This window comes from Mycoplana dimorpha (genome assembly GCF_003046475.1).
Taxonomy (GTDB): Bacteria; Pseudomonadota; Alphaproteobacteria; order Rhizobiales; family Rhizobiaceae; genus Mycoplana; species Mycoplana dimorpha.
The window spans coordinates 35,614-54,549 of the sequence record NZ_PZZZ01000002.1; the positions used below are offsets into that span (position 1 = coordinate 35,614).

Consider the following 18,936-nt stretch of genomic DNA (forward strand, 5'->3'; position numbering starts at 1 on the left):
GCCGGGTCGATGCGAATGAAAAGGTTCTGGGAGGAACGCATATGGCAGGTGTCGACTTTGTCGATGTGAGAAAGTCGTTCGGGGCCTTTCCGGTGATCAAGGGCGTCGACATCGGGATCGAGGATGGCGAGTTCGTCATCCTCGTCGGACCGTCCGGCTGCGGGAAGTCGACTCTGTTGCGGATGCTGGCTGGTTTGGAAAACATCACCGCAGGCGAGATCCGCATCGGCGGGCGCGTCGTCAACGCGCTGCCGCCGAAAGAGCGCGATATCGCCATGGTGTTCCAGAACTACGCGCTCTATCCGCACATGACCGTTGCCGACAACATGGCGTTCTCGCTGATGCTGGGCGGAGCGGCCAAGGCCGAGATCGACAAGCGCGTCAACGCGGCGGCCGGCATCCTCGGCCTTTCCAAGCTGCTCGACCGCTATCCGCGTCAGCTTTCCGGCGGCCAGCGCCAGCGCGTCGCGATGGGCCGGGCGATCGTGCGCGATCCGCAGGTCTTCCTGTTCGACGAGCCGCTCTCGAACCTCGATGCCAAGCTGCGCGTCGCCATGCGCTCCGAGATCAAGGAACTGCACCAGCGGCTGAAGACGACCACCGTCTACGTCACTCACGACCAGATCGAGGCGATGACGATGGCTGACAAGATCGTTGTCATGCACGACGGCATTGTCGAGCAGATCGGCGCGCCCCTGGAACTCTACGACCGCCCCGCCAACCTCTTTGTCGCGGGCTTCATCGGCTCGCCGGCGATGAACATGATCCACGGCCGGCTGGATCCGGACGCTCCGGGCCGCTTCCTGGCCAATGACGGCACCGCGCTGCCGGTCGCAAGCCCGCCGGCGGCTGCCCGCGGCCGCGATCTCGTTTACGGCCTTCGTCCCGAATACATGACGCTCGCCGACGACGGACTGCCGGCCGAGGTCGTGATCATCGAGCCGACCGGCTACGAGACCCAGATGATTGTTCGCCTCGGCGGAACCGACGTCACCTGCATCTTCCGCGAGCGCGTCAACGTCCGACCGGGCGAGGTGGTGCGTCTCAGCATCGACGCCGGTCACGTGCATCTCTTCGACGTCGAGACAGGCCGAAGGCTGTTCGACTGAATACCACCCGAGACGTCCAATGCGCGGGAAGAGGAGCCCGTCGCAGCGGTTCGATCGGGCGGGCCGTTTCCGGCGATGCCGGGAGCCGATGCCGCAGCATCCGCCACACGGGACGGCGGTTGCGCGGAACGCACATTCCCGTATTTCAAGGAGGAGCATTATGACAATCAAGAGACGTGATTTTCTTGCAGCTTCCGCCGCTGCGGCAGGCGTTGCCGGCCTCGGCATCCGTCCGGGTTTTGCGCAAGCCGCCGAACCGACCTACACGCCGGAACCGGGCGCGAGCCTCCGGCTTCTGCGCTGGACCCCCTTCGTGAAGGGCGATGAGGACGCCTGGCTCGCCAACACGGCGAAGTTCACGGAAGCAACCGGCGTGCAGGTGCGCGTCGACAAGGAGAGCTGGGAGGATATTCGCCCCAAGGCCGCCGTTGCCGCCAATGTCGGCTCCGGCCCGGACCTGGTGATGTGCTGGTTCGACGATGCCCACCAGTATCCCGACAAGCTCGTCGACCTGACGGAGCTCGCCAACTATCTCGGCGGCAAGTACGGCGGCTGGTATGACGGCATGAGGGGCTATGCCGCACGCGGCGACAAGTTCATCGCCATGCCGCTGACGGCGATCGGCAACGCCGTCGTCTACCGCGACAGCCACATGAAGGCGGCCGGCTTCAGCGAGTTCCCGAAGGACACCGACGGCTTCCTGGAACTCTGCAAGGCGATGAAGGCCAAGGGCACGCCCGCGGGCTTCCCGCACGGCAAGGCCGTCGGTGACGGCAACAACTATGCCCACTGGCTCCTGTGGAGCCACGGCGGCAAGATGGTCGACGAAAGCGGCGTCGTCACCATCAACAGCCCGGAAACGCTGAAGGCGATCAACTACGCCAAGGCGCTTTACGAAACCTTCATCCCCGGAACGGAAAGCTGGCAGGACATCAACAACAACCGCGCCTTCCTGGCCGGCCAGGTGTCGCTGATCGCAAACGGCGTCTCTGTCTATTACGCCGCGAAGAAGGACCCGGCACTGGCGGAGATCGCAGCCGACATCCGTACCACCAACTTCCCGATCGGCCCGGTTGGACAGAGCGTCGAACTCTGCCAGACGAGCTCGCTGCTTCTGTTCAATCACACGAAATATCCGGAAGCCGCCAAGGCCTACATCAAGTTCATGATGGAAGCCGACCAGATGAACGCCTGGATCTCCGGCTCCAGCGGCTATTGCTGCCAGCCGCTGAAGGCGTTCGCCGACAACCCGGTCTGGACCGCCGATCCGATCCACGCGCCTTACGCCAAGGCGTCCGAAATGCTGCGCCCGAACGGCTATGCCGGCCCGCTCGGCTATGCCTCGGCCGGCGTGATGGCGGATTACGTGCTCGTCGACATGTTCGCCGCGGCCGTGACCGGTCAGATGTCGCCGGAAGATGCGATGGCCGAGGCCGAGCGCCGCGCCAACCGCTACTACCGCGTCTGACCCAGAAGGGCGGCCCACAGGCCGACAACCGGGAAGGCGCGGTCATGCCACCGCGCCTTCCACCCCTGCTGCGAAAACGAGAGTTCTTGCAGCAGTAGCAGGCCGTCCGGCACGCGCACAGGCGCTGCCATCCAAGGAAGATGCCCCGGGAGAAGTTCGATGACGACCGTGCCCACCACCCAGATGACCGCTACGAGCACGTCCTGGCTGCAGAACAACAACGTGCTCGGCTTCCTCTTCATGCTGCCGGCGGCGGTCTTCCTCGTCTGCTTCCTGACCTACCCGCTCGGCCTCGGCATCTGGCTCGGCTTTACCGACACCCGGATCGGCCGCGACGGCATCTTCATCGGGTTCGAGAACTACGCGTTTCTCGCCCGCGACCACGTGTTCTGGCTGTCGGTGTTCAACACGCTGCTCTACACCTCGGTCGCCTCGGTGCTGAAGTTCGCGCTCGGGCTCTGGCTGGCGCTGCTCTTGAACGAGAACCTGCCGTGCAAGTCGTTCTTCCGGGCGATCGTGCTGCTTCCCTGGGTGGTGCCGACGGTGCTTTCGGCGCTGGCTTTCTGGTGGATCTACGACAGCCAGTTCTCGATCCTCTCCTGGTCGCTGATGAAACTCGGGCTGATCGACGGGCCAATCAACTTCCTCGGCGACCCGACCAACGCGCGCATCTCGGTGATCGCCGCCAATGTCTGGCGCGGTATTCCCTTCGTGGCAATCTCGCTGCTCGCCGGCCTGCAGACCATTCCCGCCTCGCTGCAGGAGGCTGCCTCGCTTGACGGAGCGACGAGCTGGCAGCGCTTTCGTTATGTGACATTGCCGATGCTGACGCCGATTATCGCTGTGGTCATGACCTTCTCGGTGCTGTTCACCTTTACCGATTTTCAGCTCATCTACGTGCTCACCAAGGGCGGGCCGGTGAACGCCACACACCTGATGGCGACGCTCTCCTTCCAGCGCGGCATTCCGGGCGGCCAGCTCGGCGAGGGGGCTGCGATCGCGGTTGCGATGATCCCCTTCCTGCTCGGCGCCATCATGTTTAGCTTCTTCGGTTTGCAGCGCCGCAAATGGCAGCAGGGCGGCCAGGATTGACTTTCGGAGACGACGATGACCTCGACCGCAAACGCCAAATCCGACGCTCTCACCGATAATGCCGAGGGCATGAGCTACCTGAACCGCCTGCCACGGCGAATCGTGACGCTCTACCTGCCGATGGCCGTGTTCGTCTTCGTGCTGCTGTTTCCATTCTACTGGATGGCGATCACGGCGGTGAAGCCGAACGCGCAACTGACGGACTACAACAACTACAGCCCCTTCTGGGTGGTCGAGCCGACGCTCGATCACATCAAGTACCTGCTGTTCGAGACCTCCTACCCGGGCTGGCTGTGGAACACGATGCTGGTCGCGGTCTGCTCGACCTTCCTGTCGCTCGCCGCCTCCGTCTTCGGTGCCTATGCGATCGAACGCGTCCGCTTCACCGGCGCCCGGCCGGTCGGACTGATGATCTTTCTCGCCTATCTGGTGCCGCCGTCGATCCTGTTCATTCCGCTCGCCTTCATCGTCTTCAAGCTCGGCATCTACGATAGCCGGCTGGCGCTGATCTTCACCTACCCGACCTTCCTGATCCCGTTCTGCACCTGGCTGCTGATGGGCTATTTCCGCTCGATCCCCTTCGAGCTCGAGGAAAGCGCGCTGGTCGATGGTGCGACGCGCTGGCAGATCCTTGTCCGGATCATCTTGCCGCTTGCCGTTCCCGGCCTCATCTCGGCCGGCATCTTCGCCTTCACGCTGTCCTGGAACGAGTTCATCTACGCGCTCACCTTCATACAGTCCTCGGAAAACAAGACCGTGCCGGTGGGCGTGCTGACCGAACTCGTCAGGGGCGACGTGTTCGAATGGGGGTCGCTGATGGCGGGCGCGCTGTTCGGCTCGCTGCCCGTGGTGATCCTCTACTCCTTCTTCGTCGACTACTACGTCTCGTCAATGACTGGCGCGGTGAAGGAATAGCAATCAAAGGGACGGGTCAGCCGGACTGCGCACAAAACCAAGCCGGCAGCGATGGTGTAACGCTGCCGCAGGACAGCGTCGCTGCGCTAACGGAACCGGCCGCGCGGCCGCCCGCATCGTGTTGCTCCGGCAGCGAACACTCCAGCTCCATCAATAACGCATGCCTCGCCTGCAGGCGTGTGCCTTCAAATTGTGCAGATGCGAAACCATATGATGAGTACCGCACAAATGGAGAGAAGAGATGAGCATCCGCAAGAAAATTCAGGACATCAGAGCGCGTCGTCGGGCTATTCGCGAGCTCAACATGCTCGATGACCATTCGCTCGCCGATATCGGCATTTCGCGCGCGCAGATTCGCACCGTCGTCCACGGCGGCCGTTGAGGCGGCCGGCTCGTCCCCGGGCCATCAAGCCTAAATATCACGCGTCCAGATCCATGTCCGTCAGCCCGCCGCAAGGCGGGCTTTGCGTTTGGGTCACGGACTCCGGAGGCAGTGCGACTGCCGCCTTCGCACCTCACAATCTGTCCCGAGCTCTCCGCGCCTGTGGTGTGGAGACTGAGGCTGCTGCATGCCGCCGGCAGGGCCTGTCAGGTAATCCGCGCAGAGCCAGCACGAGCAGCGCGATATCGGAGCTGCGATCCCTTGCTCAAGTCACGCAGGCCGAGCATCCATCAATTGGTTTAGCAGCCATACATTTGTCCAACTGGGATTCTGGTCGGTTTCGGTTAGAAACAACATAGGCTTAGGCCTTCATAGCGGCGATTGAGGCTGCCCTCCGATGCGGCTCGCGACCGACACAAGGAGACTTCATCAGAACTGTCTCGCAACAACTCTCCGAACCAGCCGGAACTGCATTTGTATATTTTCGCGTTCATGGGGGGCGAATGAATTCAGTCGAGTGCATGGCCGCCCATGGCAATGTCCGTGCGCCGCATGCCAGCCATTTGAGAGCGAGTTGACATGGAACGATCAGTAATCGCTGTCATCGTGACGTACAACCGTATCCACTCTTTGAAGAAAACTGTTCAGGCGGTGCTCAAGCAGAGTTTTCCGATCCGCGAAGTCATATTCGTCGATAACAAAAGCACGGATGAAACTCCAATATATCTGCGAGAGTTGGCGCAACGGGGAGCGACTTACCCAATCCGCGTCGTCAGCATGGAAAGGAACGAAGGCGGTGCGGGGGGATTTGCCAGTGGCGTCCAGGAAGCCTACGAACGCGGCGCTGATCTTATATGGCTGATGGACGACGACTGCATCCCAGACCCTGATGCACTTGAGAAACTCGTGCACGCTTTTGAGGTCTTGACCGAAAAGTTAACCGCTGCTTCGGCCACGCCGGCCGAGCTTACGGAACCCGGTTTTGTATGCTCCAACGTCAGATGGAGAAACGGCGAAGTCTGCGAAATGAATATCCCAAACCCGACAGGTGACTGGAGCCGATACTACGTTCCGGAGAATCCCTATGTCGGCGTCGATCAGTGTTCTTTCGTTTCAATGCTTGTAAATGCGCGCGTAATCGACGCGGTCGGCTACCCGGTCCGTGAATTCTTCATATGGTTTGACGACGTCGAATTTTCGAGGCGCATTGCGGAGAGATATGCAGGATTTGCAATTCTTGACAGCCTTGTCGTCCATGACATGCCTCACAATAGAGGTGTGCACTTTAGTGATGTGAGCACGGAGAACGTCTGGAAGTACCGCTACGGTATCCGCAACGAGGTAGCCTATCTGGCCTCCAGCCCCTTGGGCATGCTGAGGGCCGCTCGCTTTATTGCCGCGCAAGTCTCCCATATGTCCGCCAACAAGGTGCCCCTGTCGCTTCGGGCGCAGATTCTGTTTGCGGGACTGTCCGGTTTCACCTTCCGCTATCGGGCGAAGATTCGGTATCCGGCAGTCCGCTGTCAGTTGCGAAATAGTTCGACCATCAAATCTATTTCTCCTCACCCCGAAGGCGCGGAAACAGATGTATGATTGGCTGATTGTCGGAGCCGGATTTGCCGGAAGCGTTCTTGCAGAGCGTTTGGCGTCCCAGCGAAACGAACGAGTTCTCCTAGTCGACCGTCGACCTCATGTCGGTGGCAACGCGCATGACTATTATAACGATGACGGAATACTCATTCATCAATACGGGCCGCACATCTTCCATACCAATTCAAAGCAGATTTTCGACTATCTGTCTTCGTTCACCAAATGGCGGCCTTACTCGCATAGGGTTCTTGCCGAAGTGGACGGAATGCTTGTTCCGATTCCGATCAATCTCGATACGGTGAACCAGCTTTATGGCCTTGACCTCAACTCGGAACAACTGGCTGACTGGTTTAGCGCGCGCGCGGAGAAGGTGGACTCGATCTGCACGTCCGAGGATGTGGTTGTGTCGGTGGTTGGGCGAGAGCTCTACGAGAAATTTTTCCAGGGATATACGCGCAAGCAGTGGGGGCTGGATCCTTCGAAACTCGACAAGTCGGTGACGGCCAGGGTGCCCGTCCGCACCGATCGCAATGACCTATATTTTTCGGATGAATACCAGTTCATGCCGCGTCATGGCTACCACCGGCTCTTTGAAAATATGCTGCGCAGCAGCAACATTCATGTAATGACGCAGACCGACTATCGTGACGTTAAGGACAGGATACCCCACAGGCGTGTAATCTACACTGGTCCGATCGACGAGTACTTTGAATTCTGCTTCGGACGGCTACCGTATAGATCGCTCCAGTTTGAGCATGTAACCCGCGACGTTCCTTGGCACCAGCCGGTCGCTGTCGTAAATTATCCTCAGACAAAGGACTACACGCGCGTTACGGAGTACAAGCATCTTACCGGGCAAAGTCATCCTAAGACGACGCTTTCGTATGAATATCCATCGGACGTAGGTGATCCATACTACCCTGTTCCGAATGCAGAGAATCAGGAGCGGTTCAAGAAATACGAATGTCTGGCAATGAACACGCCTGACGTGTGGTTTGTGGGTCGTCTTGCCACTTACAGATACTATAACATGGATCAAGTCGTGGGGCAGGCGCTCAGTACTTTTCGGCGCATCTGCAACACTGTTGAGACCGGTTCATAGCCATGCGAACTCTAACCTCGTTGTGCAAAAAGGAGACGGCCGTGATCGCCCAGGCGGCTTCGGCCTTCAGGTGCTGCTAGCAGGTTGCAACGTGCTTCACGTTGTCGCCAAGCATCCCTTCTTGCCACGCAACTTGGCGCGTTAATCGACGGAGCGTAGCGTAACCGGTCCGGCCGACGCAATCGTGCAGGACAAGGGCAAACTCGCCGCTGGCCATCAGCGCCTCCGTCAGCTTTTGCCCGCCTCTCGAATTCGAACCATCGACGAACACAAGTCCAGCGAAATCTGCGAGGCGGTCCGGGTCGATCAGCAGGGCCGCTCTTGCCGTGACGTAGACGAGATCACCGGGGCGAAATGCAAAACCAGACTCCTTGCCGGTGACCTCTTTGGCACGAACCTGAATGAGTTTCGGGGACCAGGGACTATTTCTCAGGCTCTGCCTGAACGATCGCTGGCCCAGGTTCAGCAACGAAGGCTCCAGGATTACCCCTCGCAAGGCCGGCTCACCCGAGGTGACCCTGCCCACATGCAAGGTCCAGTCGTTCTCGGTAAGGCGCTTCTTCAATCCTCGCAATCTGGCTTTGGCGCGGTCCACGACAATGCTGGAAGTTGCCCTCGCGGCCCTCTTGATGGCGGCGATGCGGGTGCTAGGACGTGCCGCAGGTCCCATCTTTGACAGATCGTCGCCTGCCTGGACCGCCGCGGCGAGCGCATCCTGGCCGCAGGCTCGTAGCATCCGGTTCAATTGTTGTAGCCATTCATGCTCGTCGGAAGCTGGCAAGGGTGCAATCGATGCCCGCCAGGTGCCGCCGCTGGATAGCTGTGTGACGTCCAGTTTCAAGACGGCGCGGATTCGATCGAGTTCCTGGTGGACAAGGTGGGGGAACTGCAATGCCCTTTCTGTAGCTGAATCAACATCTCCGCTACACAGGGCAATCCTGATCCACATGGCCCATGCGACAGGATCCGGATCCTTGCATTTGTGATACGCAAACGTGAGGTCCAGCCATTTCTTCAGGCTTTGCCGGGCATCTTCGGTGCGCCCTTGCATCAACTGGCAATAGGCAAGACCGACAAGAGCCTCGGGAATGAACGCGAAGTTCAGGCACCGCAAGAAGCTCTCTTCTGCAGCATCCAGCGTGGAAGCAGCAATCGCCTCCCAGCCCTTCCGGAGCAGCATTCGGTCCAGGCCCCTGCCAACCACCTGGTAGCTGCTTTGACGAGCGAGTCCCGATACTATCCGAAATCCCCCGGTAGGGCTCTCCTGGACGATCGTCTCGCCTGCCTTGAGCTGACCCCTCAGATCGAACCACTCTCTGATCTGGCGTCTCTCTGCCATGGTGTGGCGAGCGTGCACCAGGTCGTGCCCGGCCTTCGCAATGTCGTTGCGCTTTTCCTCGTCAGCAAAGAGGGCGTCGAGTTTATCGGCGATGTCTTCAGGCGTGGCGAAAACGCAGTTCTCCATATCGCGAAAGCCGATATTCTCCAGTGCTGCAGTACGTTCAGCAACGAGACATGCGCCGGTTGCCGGGATTTCCAGGTGCTTTCGAACGAGATCCCGGGTAACTGAGCCGCAGGTCGGCACGAACCTTGCGGCACTGAGCAGTCGAGCATAGTTTTCGCCGAAAGGGGTCTGCGGCGCTCCGGACTGCACTTTCCAGCCGTTGTGTGGGCATATCATCGTCGGGTACCGTGCAGATACGGTGCGCGAGATCGCATTCCGCCATGGATAGAACCCGATCTGACTGCCCGTGATCAGGATCGGTATGTTCTTTTCTAGGCCGTAGTCGCGGAAAATTGCGGGATCGATGAAGTTTGGCCAAGTGTAGAGGCGGTCAGCAATCTCTGGAGTATATTCACCCATAGCGACTGAGTGAGTAAAAAAGGTTTCGACCCCCCATTCGGCCATATCGGCGATGAAGGTCGCTCTCGCCGAATCGAATGCGTCGGCATGAAGGAAGCCGAGCTTCGAGATTTGCGGATGAGCAGAAACATTGCGGAGCTGCCGCTCACCTGAATCTACGCCTGACTCGAATAGTACAACGTCTGGCTGAATCCGGTCGCAGATTTCGTCGTAGTCTCCAGCAGGAGGCAGTTCAATCACCTCAAAAAACTGACCAAGGCATCGACTTTGCTCGATTACGTGCGTCTTCAGGAATTCCGGCATGCCGGTGCGCAGTGACCTGAAGAAGATGAGTCTCGGAAGCGGCCTCTGCAAATCGGGCATGGACATTATGCGCGCGCTCCTTGTTCCGGGATTGTGACGCCGCTGCAGCGGCCACTTGCGCTCTGATTGAGGAGGTCGGCAGTCATCGCGCAATATGCGACAGCGTCGGGTGCACTTCCCCTATTCTGGTCCATTCGACGCAATTCGGCGGTGCCCCACACGCGTTGACAGTAGCGCCCATCAGGATGTTCTCCGAAGCGTGCCACTGCTGGGGTCGGGCGACAAGCGGTGCCTCGATCCTGTCAAGCAAGATACCAGGGATTCGCCCGGGCCCAGGCCACCGTTTGGGCGATGCCGGTTTCGACTTCGGTGGTCGCCTGCCACCCGAGCCGCTCGCGGGCCTTGCTCACATCGGGGACGCGGCGTTCGATGTCTTCGTAGACAGCGCCATATTTCTTGCCGGTCTCGATTGCGGTCGCGGTCAAGCTGCTTGCGCTGTGCCGGAGGCACATGTCGACGACCTCGGCAATCGTCACCTCGGCTGGGTTGCCGAGGTTGAAGACCTCGCCCACGGCGTTCGCGTTCGTCGCAGCGCGTATCACGCCATCGACGACATCGCCGACATAGGTGAAGCAACGGGTCTGCCTGCCCCCGTCGTAGATCTCCGGTGCCTCGTTCCTCAAGGCGCGGTAGATCGATTGCGAGACCACATAGATCGGGTTTTGCCGCGGCCCGTAGACATTGAAGAAGCGGACGATCGACATCGGCATGCCGCTCTTGCGGTAGACGCCAAACAGCATGTGCTCGATCAGAGCCTTGCTGGTGGCGTAACTCCAGCGATCGACGCTGGTCGCGCCGAGCACCCGGTCGTCGGTTTCCTTCCATGGGACCACGGGATTGCGGCCGTAGACCTCGCTGGTGCTGGTGAAGAGAATCCGCACATCGTGCTTTTCGCAGAGCGCGATGAAGTTGCGCGTGCCGATGATCGCGATGTCGATCAGGCTGAGCGGGTCCTCCATGTAGTGGCGAACACCGACCACCGATGCCAGGTGATACAGCGTGCTCGCCTCCGGACGGAAGAACCGCTCGATCGTCGCCTTGTCGCGGATGTCGCCCTGGATGTAGTGGAAATTGGCGTGACTGCGCGCCTCTCGCAGGTTGTTGGCGCGCTCCAGCGGCACGACGTCGAGGCCATGGACCACGACGCCGTCTGCGAGCAGGCGATCGATGAGGTGACTGCCGATCATTCCGGCGGCGCCGGTTACCATGACGCTGTTCAACGCCCCACTCCCTTGTAGGCCAATCCCAAAGTCTGCAGTTCGCCGATCTCGTCGCGGTTGAAGTATCGCCGCCCGTCGTAAACAAGTGCGCCGGGCGCCGCGAGGCTGGCGATGCGCTGGGGCGACAACGTCTTGAAGTCGTCGTGCCCGACCAGGAAAATGACGCCGTCGGCATCCCGCAAGGTGTCGTCCATCGACGGATTGAGCGCCACGCCCCAGCCGTCCGCGTCTTCCTTGCGCACCATCGGATCGTGGATCTCGACCGTTCGGAAACCTTCGCTATGCAGTGCATCCAGTAGCGGCATGACCGGCGTGAGGCGCACGTCGCCGGAATTGGTCTTGAATGCGAGGCCGAGCACGGCCAGGCGGAGGTCGGACAGGACACGGTCCTGGCGCCGGGCCCATTGGGCGATCTGCGAGGCGCAGTAGGCCGGCATGCCGGCATTGACCGCGCGCGAGGTCTGCGGCGTCAGCAGGTCGGCGCCGTGGCGCGCCCCGAGCGCGTGCACGAACCAGGGATCCTTGGTCAGGCAATAGCCGCCGACACCATTGGACGGGGTGAGGATGTTGACGTAGTGCTGGCCCTTCTTCAGGCTGTTGGCGCCGGCAATCACCTCGAGAACGTCGAGATCATGGGGGAGCGCATCGCAAAGCTTTGCCAATTCGTGCGCCAGGGCGATGTTCAGGTCGATCCAGAGGTTGTTCGCCAGCTTGACCATCTCGGCGGCCTCGGGCGAGCTGACGACGATAACGTCCACGCCGAGCGTCTGCCTCCAGAACGACTCGGCGGCCGCGTTGCTGGCCGCGTCGATGCCGCCGACGACGATCGGCAGGCTCTGCAGCTCGCGCAGCGCGTTGCCCTCGGCAAGTCGCTCCGGACTGAAGGCGACGAGCACGTCGGCCGACTGCCGCAGCCGATCGGCCACCAGCGAGCGCGTCACCCCGGGGGGCACCGTGCTCTTGACCATCACCAGCTGCCCGTCGTGCAGGTAGGGCGCCACGGATTCGGTCGCGGCGCGGATATGGCTGACATCCGGCGTGAAGTCTTCAGCAAGCGGCGTGCCGACGGTGATCAGGACGACGCTTGCTTCCGCCACGCGCGAAAAGTCGCAACTGAAGCGCAGGCGTCCGCTGGCCATCTGTTGTTCCGACAGTTCGCCCAGTCCGGGCTCCTTGATCGGCCGTTCGCCGTGCCGGAACGCTGAGATAAGGCGTTCATTGACATCGATTGCGTCGACGTCACATCCCTTGGATGCGAGAACTGAAGCGATGGTCGACCCGATGAAGCCCGATCCGACGACAGCAACTTTCCACATGAGACCCCGCGCCAGTACGGAAAGACGTGCCGCCATCCTTGCACTGGCAGCTCCGCATCGTAATTTGTCCTGTTGGCGGTTGGCCTAACCAATCCGGCGTAGCTCCGGCCGGGGGTTCGAAACGTTGCCCCCGTACATCGGCCAGTCTCCTCCCAAAGTCGGGTGCGACGTGTGAAGCGGCGCGGCCGCGTCACGTAGAGCGTGAGCCTCGGGCCGGCACGCGCGTAGGCAGAAGGCTAGAGCAGTCCCGGACCTAGCCCTTTTTGGTAAACGCGCTGCACTTCTTCTGCAAGGCGCCCCATGGGATACTGCCTTAAACGAGTGCGGGCGGTTTCAATGGGGCATTCACAACGCAGTTGAAACGACGACGGTTACTGCTCTCTAGCTGGTGTGCAGGCCTTTTCTTGGGGTGGAGATTATGTTCTCGAGCATCGCAGCCGTGTTCAAGGAGCGGCGCAGGCGCCCCCGAGGTTCATCGCAAAACCTTCCCCTTTCACCCGCACTGCCGGCGGCGCGCCGATATGATGCGAATTGCGTCGAAGTCGTGCCCATCAAACTTGACGCCCGTCATTCGGACCAGTGGGACGCCTTTGCCCAAGAGTGCGGCGCATCCTTTCAGTCCGCTCATGCCTGGCTTCGGGGCTGGTCGCTGAAAACCCGGTTTCGGCAACGCCTCGAACTTTTTGCGTTTTACCGATCCGGCGAGAAGATCGGACAATGTGCTGTCGGTGTTTCCAAGAGCGAGCGGGCCTTTCTCGACGCGCTGGCATTGAAGCCCGGGTGCGAGCCGCTGTGGGCGGACTGCATGGCCGCGGCTCTTGCTCATCTGGGCTCCGGGCAATATCGCTACGGCTGGCATCTCACCTTGGAAAAGAGCCGTGAAACGGATCTCCGGGCTCTGTCCGGCGTGACCATTGAGAGCGTGCGTCCACTGACCGTGCAGGCCATCGATTTTCGCCGATGGCCAAGCTGGGACGGGTTTTGGGCCAGCACGAGCAGCAACACCCGCCGAAACGCGAAGCGGGGCGAACAGGCTGGACTGAGAGTTGCGGTTCGAACGGGTCTGGCCTGCCTCCTTCACGTGGTGGCAGTCGCTCGATTGCGTTCGATGATGTATGAGCGAAAAGGGATCGAGTTTGATCGCGTGCGTACCGTGGCGGCCTATGTCGGCGGTCATCTTACGGCACCGCAATACCGTCTGGCCGCGATCGCCTCCGACGGCAAGCATCCGCTGGCCGGCTTCATCGGCTATGAATTCGGCATGCATACGTATTACCTTGCCGGCGGCTCGCGGGGTTCCAACAATGGCGCGGCGTGGTACCTGCAGAAGCTGATGCTGCAGCGGGCCTGGGAGCGAAGTGGAGGGCGCGCCAAATTTATCCTGGGATACGTCGACTATGCGATACACGACGAGGCGGTGGGGGGAGGGCTGCTGCGGTCGCGACGGTCCGTCAACGCGTCGGATCATGAAACAAGCGTTGTGACCTTCCGGTATGAGCCGTGAAGATAACAGGCATCCCGCCTAAGGTTGGGTGTCAGCGCCGCCGCAGGCCGACGGTAGAGGATTGTCCGGCGTCACCTCGCGGGGGCGGGGAGCCTTGTTCTTCGGGTACTCGATGTTGCCGGAAAAGGTAGTATCGGAATTCTGGACGGCGTAGTAGTTCCAGTGGCCCTTCTCGATATGGTTGTTGGTGATCTTGATGCCGGTGGTCGAATAACCGTTGACCCCGCCGTAGCTATAGATGGCGTAACCAGCGTCGCCGATCATCAGATTGTTGTTGACCCTCACGTCGTTGATCGAGCCGAAGTCGCTCTTGATGATGATGTTCGATGTCTGGCGGCTGTCGATCGTGTTGCCTTCGATCAATACGCCGTTCTGCCCACCCTGCACCGAAATGCCATCGTAATGTGGCTCGCCAGCGGCCTCGAGATCGTGAATGTAGTTGCCCTTCACCACGCTGGAACCACCCGACAGCACGATACCGTTCTCCGATTTGGAGATGTCATTGCCGATGAAGGTGCCGGCGCCCAAAATGGCGGCGTTGCTCTCGGCCCCATAACCGGGCCCGATGAATTTGCAGTTCTTTACGGTGATGTTCTTGCCGTTCTCGGCCTGGATGCCCCACCAGCCGTCGAACTTGACGACACAGTTCTTGATCACGACGTCCGGCGCGGCAACGTTTAACTGGCCGGTGATGATCTTGCCTTCGATCACCGTGCCAGGCGTCTCGATGGTCATCGGACCGGTATAGTCCGTCAGCTGCGTGCCGGGCGGAACGCCCGTATTGGAAGCGTCCGGAAAGCCCGCGCGTGTGCTGGCCCCGGCATCGCCTTCACAGGCGGCCGCATACAAGAATGCCTGTCGTTGCTGCGAAGACGACCCGGTGCCTGGAGCGGGCGGAACCGTCATGCCCAAGGTCACGAACAGCACCGCCACGGGCGCTGCAACTCGAATGCTGACAGCAAGGCAGGACATCGACCCATCTCCCCAACCAGCAAAAATCGGTGCTTCCACTATGCAGAGCGACGATACTGTAAAGCACTTTTACAAGCTTTGGGCCGGCGGACCCGAGCGTTGTTGCGGGATATCACTTCAAACATCTTCCTGGCTGGTCGTCTAAGGCTTCACCACCCCCGCTGGGCGGAGCCCGTTCCAGCAACCAGTAATACACGTTTGCGGCGGCCATGGGGCCGCCGCAAACAGGCTTTGACATTTGGCGATGAGCGCCGGCAGTGCCGGCGCTCATTCCATCTGAGGGCATGGACTTAGAGGATGAAGTCGCTTGCGGACAGCTTGACGATGCCCTGCAGCTCCAGTTCGAAGTCGTGACGGCCGTCCCCGTTGATGTCGCCCTGGATGATGGTGACATCCTTGTCGGTACCCGGGCGGTCTTCCGTCCGCCAGGCCAGTGCGCCGGGCTTGCGATCAAACAGGGCGTTGTCCTGGGCAATGAAATGGAAGGTACCGTTGCCCTTGGCCGATCCGTTCGCGTCGATAGCCGACAGGTCGATCTTGTCCTGTCCCTTCTGGAAGTCGGTGATGACGTCCCGGCTGGAGTCGGACCCCGCCTCTGCCGCCGACTTGAAGGCGAAGGTGTCGGCGCCAGCGCCGCCCGTCAGGAGATCCTTGCCCGGGCCACCGTGGAGCGTGTCGTTTCCGGCGCCGCCATCCAGCTTGTCCGCGCCGTACCCGCCCTTGAGGACGTTCTTGCCATCATCACCGATCAGCACGTCGTTGTACTTGGAGCCGGTCACGTCCTCGATGCCGATGAGCTTGTCGCCCTGCGCATGGCCACCGGAGGCGGTGCCCGCCTTCAGGTTGATCTGCACACCCGCCGGAGACTTGTCATAGCTCGCCCGGTCCGTCCCGCTGCCGCCGTCCAGCACGTCCGCGCCGGCGCTGCCCAACAGGACGTCGTTGCCGCCCAGACCCTTCATCGTCTCGTTGCCGCTGGTGGACTGGCCGGCGAGCGGCATCCTGTCGTTACCGTTGGTGCCGAGGTAGACCTTGTCCGTGGTCGGCGGGTTCGGATCCGTCGTCGGCGGGGTCGGGTCGGTCGTCGGCGGCGTCGGATCGGTCACCGGCGGCGTCGTCGGGGTGTCCGTATTCGTCGAGCCGTCCAGGAACAGGTCGGTGGGCTTGGGAGCCTGGTTGTTGGGGTATTCGATGTTGCCGGAAATGTGGGTGTCGGAATCCTTTACGGCGTAATAGCCGTAGTGGCCCTTCTCGACGTGGTTGTTGGTGATCTTGATGTTGGTGGTCTTGTAGCCGTTGACGCCGCCGTAGCTGTAGACCGCATAACCGGCATCGCCAATCAGCAGATTGTTGTTGATCGTGACGTTGTTGATGTTGCCGAAATCGCTCTTGATGATGATGTCCGACGTCTGAGTGCTGTCGATCGTGTTGCCTTCGATCAGCACGCCATTCTGGCCACCCTGAACCGAGATGCCATCATAATGCGGCGAACCGGCGGCCTCAAGGTCGTGGATGTAGTTGCCCTTCACCACGCTGGAACCACCCGACAGGGTGATACCGTTCTCCGACTTGGAAATGTCGTTGCCGATGAAGGTACCGGAGCCCAGGATGGCGGAGTTGCTCGAAGCTGAATAGCCCGGACCGACGAACTCGCTGTTCATGACGGTGATGTTCGGGCCTTTTTCAGCCTGGATACCCCACCAGCCATCGTACTTGATGACGGAGTTCTTGATCACGACGTCCGGTGCGGTAACGAGCAGCTGGCCCGTGATGATCTTGCCGTCGATCACGGTGCCGGCCTTGGTGATCGTCATCGGACCCGTGTAGGCCGTCAGCTGCGTGCCGGCCGGAACACCCGTGTTGGATGCATCCGGGAAGTGGTTGGCGGTGGCAGCAGCAGGCGCCGCGGCGGCGGCGGCAACCGGGGCGTCAACGGACGGAGCTGCGTCGATGCCATGCTTCGAGGTGCTGCCGAGGGGTGCAGTCGGCGCGGTTACATCAGAGACGCCGACCGGCTTGGTCGAAGAGAGTTCGGTCGACGACTGGAGGTCGGATTTGACGGAGGTTGCGTCGGTCTTATCGGAAACCGACAGATCCCGCCAATCAGCCTTGCTGTCGTGGCGGCCGGAGAACCGCGAGCCGAAGTCGTCGAGCATCTTGCTGACGCGTTCATTGTAGCCTTCGGCATCGATCTTGCCGGAAACGTTCGACAGAAGGTCGAATAGCTTGTCGAGCGTCAGAGCTGCAGTCTGGCCCTTTTCGTTGATGGCATTGTCGATCAGGTCGACATGCGTCTTCTCGGCCAGAGCACCGGCCTTGGTTACATCGCGAATTGTGCTTGTCACTGCTTTTTTGCCTTTCTCCCCACCCTAAACCCTTTGGAGACGGTGGTTCATCTTCGCTGGAAGCCGGAAGTAGTTTTTGTGTTGTCCGGCGTTACGGCGGGGATAATTAGTTTGACTTCTCCGGCGGCGCAACAGGTCAGGTAGGTAAGCAAAATCAATGCGATAGCCTTATTGCTGCCACATTAAGCCGTGGATTTTCGCCTTTACTTTTGAAATAGTTGCAAGAATCCGGGATGCCCAAATTGAGGCAAGGATTCACTCGTTCCTGACCGCCGGAACATCACTGCACAACTTGACGCGTCGGAAAAGCCACTGAAAACATTAGCGGATTCTTATTAAGGGTCGCCGCGCTGGGCGCTTATTTCCCGCAGGAGGCGAGTTCAGTGATTTTTTTGTGAATATCGCAATTTTACAATCCTGCGGAGCAATGGGGCGCGCTGCAATCGCCTCCTCTCGCCCGTGCCGTGCGCTTCCACGCGAATCACAATCGCGAATCCCGGGCCACCGAGACCAGCTTGTCCGTCTGGATCAGGCGGAAAAGGTCTCTGCGCTGCTCAAAATCACGGGCGGCGTCCCGCAAGGCATCCACGCCGCACCTGCGGGGCACGCTAAAGCAACGAATGTGCTGAGCGCGCGCGCGAGAAAGAGAAAGAGAGAGAGAGAGAGAGAGAGAGAGAGAGAGAGAGAGAGGCTCAAGATGGATCCGGATAGCCATCCATCCAGTCCTTTCGCCGCTGCCAGACGATCCGCCATTCGTCGCCAGCCCGCTTCCAGCGTTCGCGGCCGGTGAGCGCGCCGAGAACCGGAACGCCGGTCGCCCTCAACCACACCGCAATCCGCATGGCAATGCGGGCCAGGCTCAGCTGCCATGCGGGCCAGTGCTTTTCGGCAAGCGTCATCTTGCCGGCAAACAGCTTCACCATCTTGCCGGAATAGACCTGCTCCGATGCGCCACCGAAATGCACGATCTCTGACGTTGGCGTGAATCGCGGCCTGGCCCCGAAGGCGCGCGCCCGCAGACACAGGTCGGCCTCCTCGGCATACATGTAGAAGCGCCGGTCAAACCCTCCGAGCTTGCGCCAAAGGTCGGCATCGATGAGCAGATAGCAGCCGGAGACGATGTCGACCTCGCGTTCGCTTTGCCGGTCGAAGCCGCCATAGGCTTCCGAATTGAACAGCGCGGAGTGCGGAAACAGCTTCTGAAGCCCGAAGCCATAGCAAAAGACCGACCAGACCGACATCCGCGCCCAGATCGACGAGGGATCGAGCCGCCGTTCGCCGTCGTAGGTGCGGCCCCCCCAGATCCGCGCCTCGGGCGTGCGCTCGGCGAAGGTCAGCAGGCTTTGCAAGGCCCCCGGAAGAAGGATGGTATCGGGATTGAGCAGCAAGATGCGCCGCCCCCGCGCCCGTTCCGCCATCAGGTTGTTGGCCCGGGCAAAGCCGAGATTTTCGTCCGAGGCAAACACATGGAGCCGCTTGCCGAGTTGGTCGGCGAACTTGGCCTTGATCTGGTCGGCGGATCCATCCGGGCTATTGTTGTCGCACAGCAGCAGTTCAAAGCTCACGCCGGTACCGGTGTCGAACACTGACTGCAGGGCTGCGATGGTTATTGTGGCGGTGTTGTAGCTGACCATGATGATCGACAGGTCGGGGCTGGCCGGTGCGCCGGTCGTAGAAGCGGGTGTCTGCGTCAC

At 60.6% G+C, this 18,936-nt stretch carries 14 protein-coding genes; 8 read left to right on the forward strand and 6 right to left on the reverse strand.

Translation table 11 applies throughout. From position 1 onward, the window contains the following. Positions 1 to 41: 41 nt before the first annotated feature. From C7449_RS03790 to glf, 7 genes are all read left to right on the forward strand, one after another. Positions 42 to 1,109: an ABC transporter ATP-binding protein gene (locus C7449_RS03790; RefSeq protein ID WP_108001469.1), complete on the forward strand. Its 1,068-nt coding sequence runs from the start codon at positions 42 to 44 to the stop codon at positions 1,107 to 1,109. Between the two features lie 160 nt (positions 1,110 to 1,269). Then, a complete protein-coding gene (locus C7449_RS03795) occupies positions 1,270 to 2,577 on the forward strand; it encodes an ABC transporter substrate-binding protein (protein WP_108001470.1) in 1,308 nt (435 codons plus the stop codon). A gap of 159 nt (positions 2,578 to 2,736) precedes the next feature. Next, complete coding sequence (locus C7449_RS03800; protein ID WP_108001471.1) at positions 2,737 to 3,669, forward strand: carbohydrate ABC transporter permease; 933 nt, start codon at positions 2,737 to 2,739, stop codon at positions 3,667 to 3,669. Between the two features lie 15 nt (positions 3,670 to 3,684). After that, complete coding sequence (locus C7449_RS03805) at positions 3,685 to 4,584, forward strand: carbohydrate ABC transporter permease (RefSeq protein WP_108001472.1); 900 nt, start codon at positions 3,685 to 3,687, stop codon at positions 4,582 to 4,584. Between the two features lie 241 nt (positions 4,585 to 4,825). Next, entirely contained in the window at positions 4,826 to 4,966 is a 141-nt protein-coding gene (locus tag C7449_RS03810; RefSeq protein ID WP_108001473.1) for a DUF1127 domain-containing protein, read from the forward strand. A 579-nt stretch (positions 4,967 to 5,545) separates the two neighbouring features. Then, positions 5,546 to 6,559: a glycosyltransferase family 2 protein gene (locus C7449_RS03815; protein WP_108001474.1), complete on the forward strand. Its 1,014-nt coding sequence runs from the start codon at positions 5,546 to 5,548 to the stop codon at positions 6,557 to 6,559. Further along, positions 6,552 to 7,658, forward strand: a complete 1,107-nt coding sequence (gene glf, locus C7449_RS03820; protein WP_108001475.1) for a UDP-galactopyranose mutase — start codon at positions 6,552 to 6,554, stop codon at positions 7,656 to 7,658. Before C7449_RS03815 ends, glf begins: the two co-directional genes overlap by 8 nt. A 76-nt stretch (positions 7,659 to 7,734) precedes the next feature. Here the strand turns inward: glf and C7449_RS03825 are convergent, their stop codons facing one another. From C7449_RS03825 to C7449_RS03835, 3 genes are all read right to left on the reverse strand, one after another. Then, on the reverse strand, positions 7,735 to 9,891 hold the full coding sequence (locus tag C7449_RS03825) for a glycosyltransferase family protein (protein ID WP_108001476.1): 2,157 nt from the start codon (positions 9,889 to 9,891) through the stop codon (positions 7,735 to 7,737). Between the two features lie 236 nt (positions 9,892 to 10,127). Continuing rightward, the gene (locus C7449_RS03830; RefSeq protein ID WP_210204695.1) at positions 10,128 to 11,105 is read right to left on the reverse strand and encodes an NAD-dependent epimerase/dehydratase family protein; all 978 of its coding nucleotides are present in this window, start codon (positions 11,103 to 11,105) and stop codon (positions 10,128 to 10,130) included. Continuing rightward, the gene (locus C7449_RS03835) at positions 11,102 to 12,457 is read right to left on the reverse strand and encodes a nucleotide sugar dehydrogenase (protein ID WP_342588230.1); all 1,356 of its coding nucleotides are present in this window, start codon (positions 12,455 to 12,457) and stop codon (positions 11,102 to 11,104) included. The genes C7449_RS03830 and C7449_RS03835 overlap by 4 nt, the downstream gene beginning before the upstream one ends. A 382-nt stretch (positions 12,458 to 12,839) precedes the next feature. On the opposite strand from C7449_RS03835, the gene C7449_RS03840 reads away from it, so the two are divergent. Next, positions 12,840 to 13,925, forward strand: coding sequence for a hypothetical protein (locus tag C7449_RS03840; protein WP_108001479.1), 1,086 nt, complete (start codon positions 12,840 to 12,842; stop codon positions 13,923 to 13,925). Positions 13,926 to 13,943: 18 nt separating this feature from the next. On the opposite strand, the gene C7449_RS03845 is transcribed toward C7449_RS03840, so the two are convergent. The 3 genes from C7449_RS03845 to C7449_RS03860 all read right to left on the reverse strand — a co-directional run bounded on the left by C7449_RS03845 (position 13,944) and on the right by C7449_RS03860 (position 18,936). Further along, positions 13,944 to 14,858: a right-handed parallel beta-helix repeat-containing protein gene (locus C7449_RS03845; protein ID WP_245414283.1), complete on the reverse strand. Its 915-nt coding sequence runs from the start codon at positions 14,856 to 14,858 to the stop codon at positions 13,944 to 13,946. A gap of 329 nt (positions 14,859 to 15,187) precedes the next feature. After that, positions 15,188 to 17,242: a calcium-binding protein gene (locus C7449_RS22320; RefSeq protein ID WP_280952454.1), complete on the reverse strand. Its 2,055-nt coding sequence runs from the start codon at positions 17,240 to 17,242 to the stop codon at positions 15,188 to 15,190. Positions 17,243 to 17,934: 692 nt separating this feature from the next. Then, a complete protein-coding gene (locus C7449_RS03860; RefSeq protein WP_210204696.1) occupies positions 17,935 to 18,936 on the reverse strand; it encodes a glycosyltransferase family 2 protein in 1,002 nt (333 codons plus the stop codon).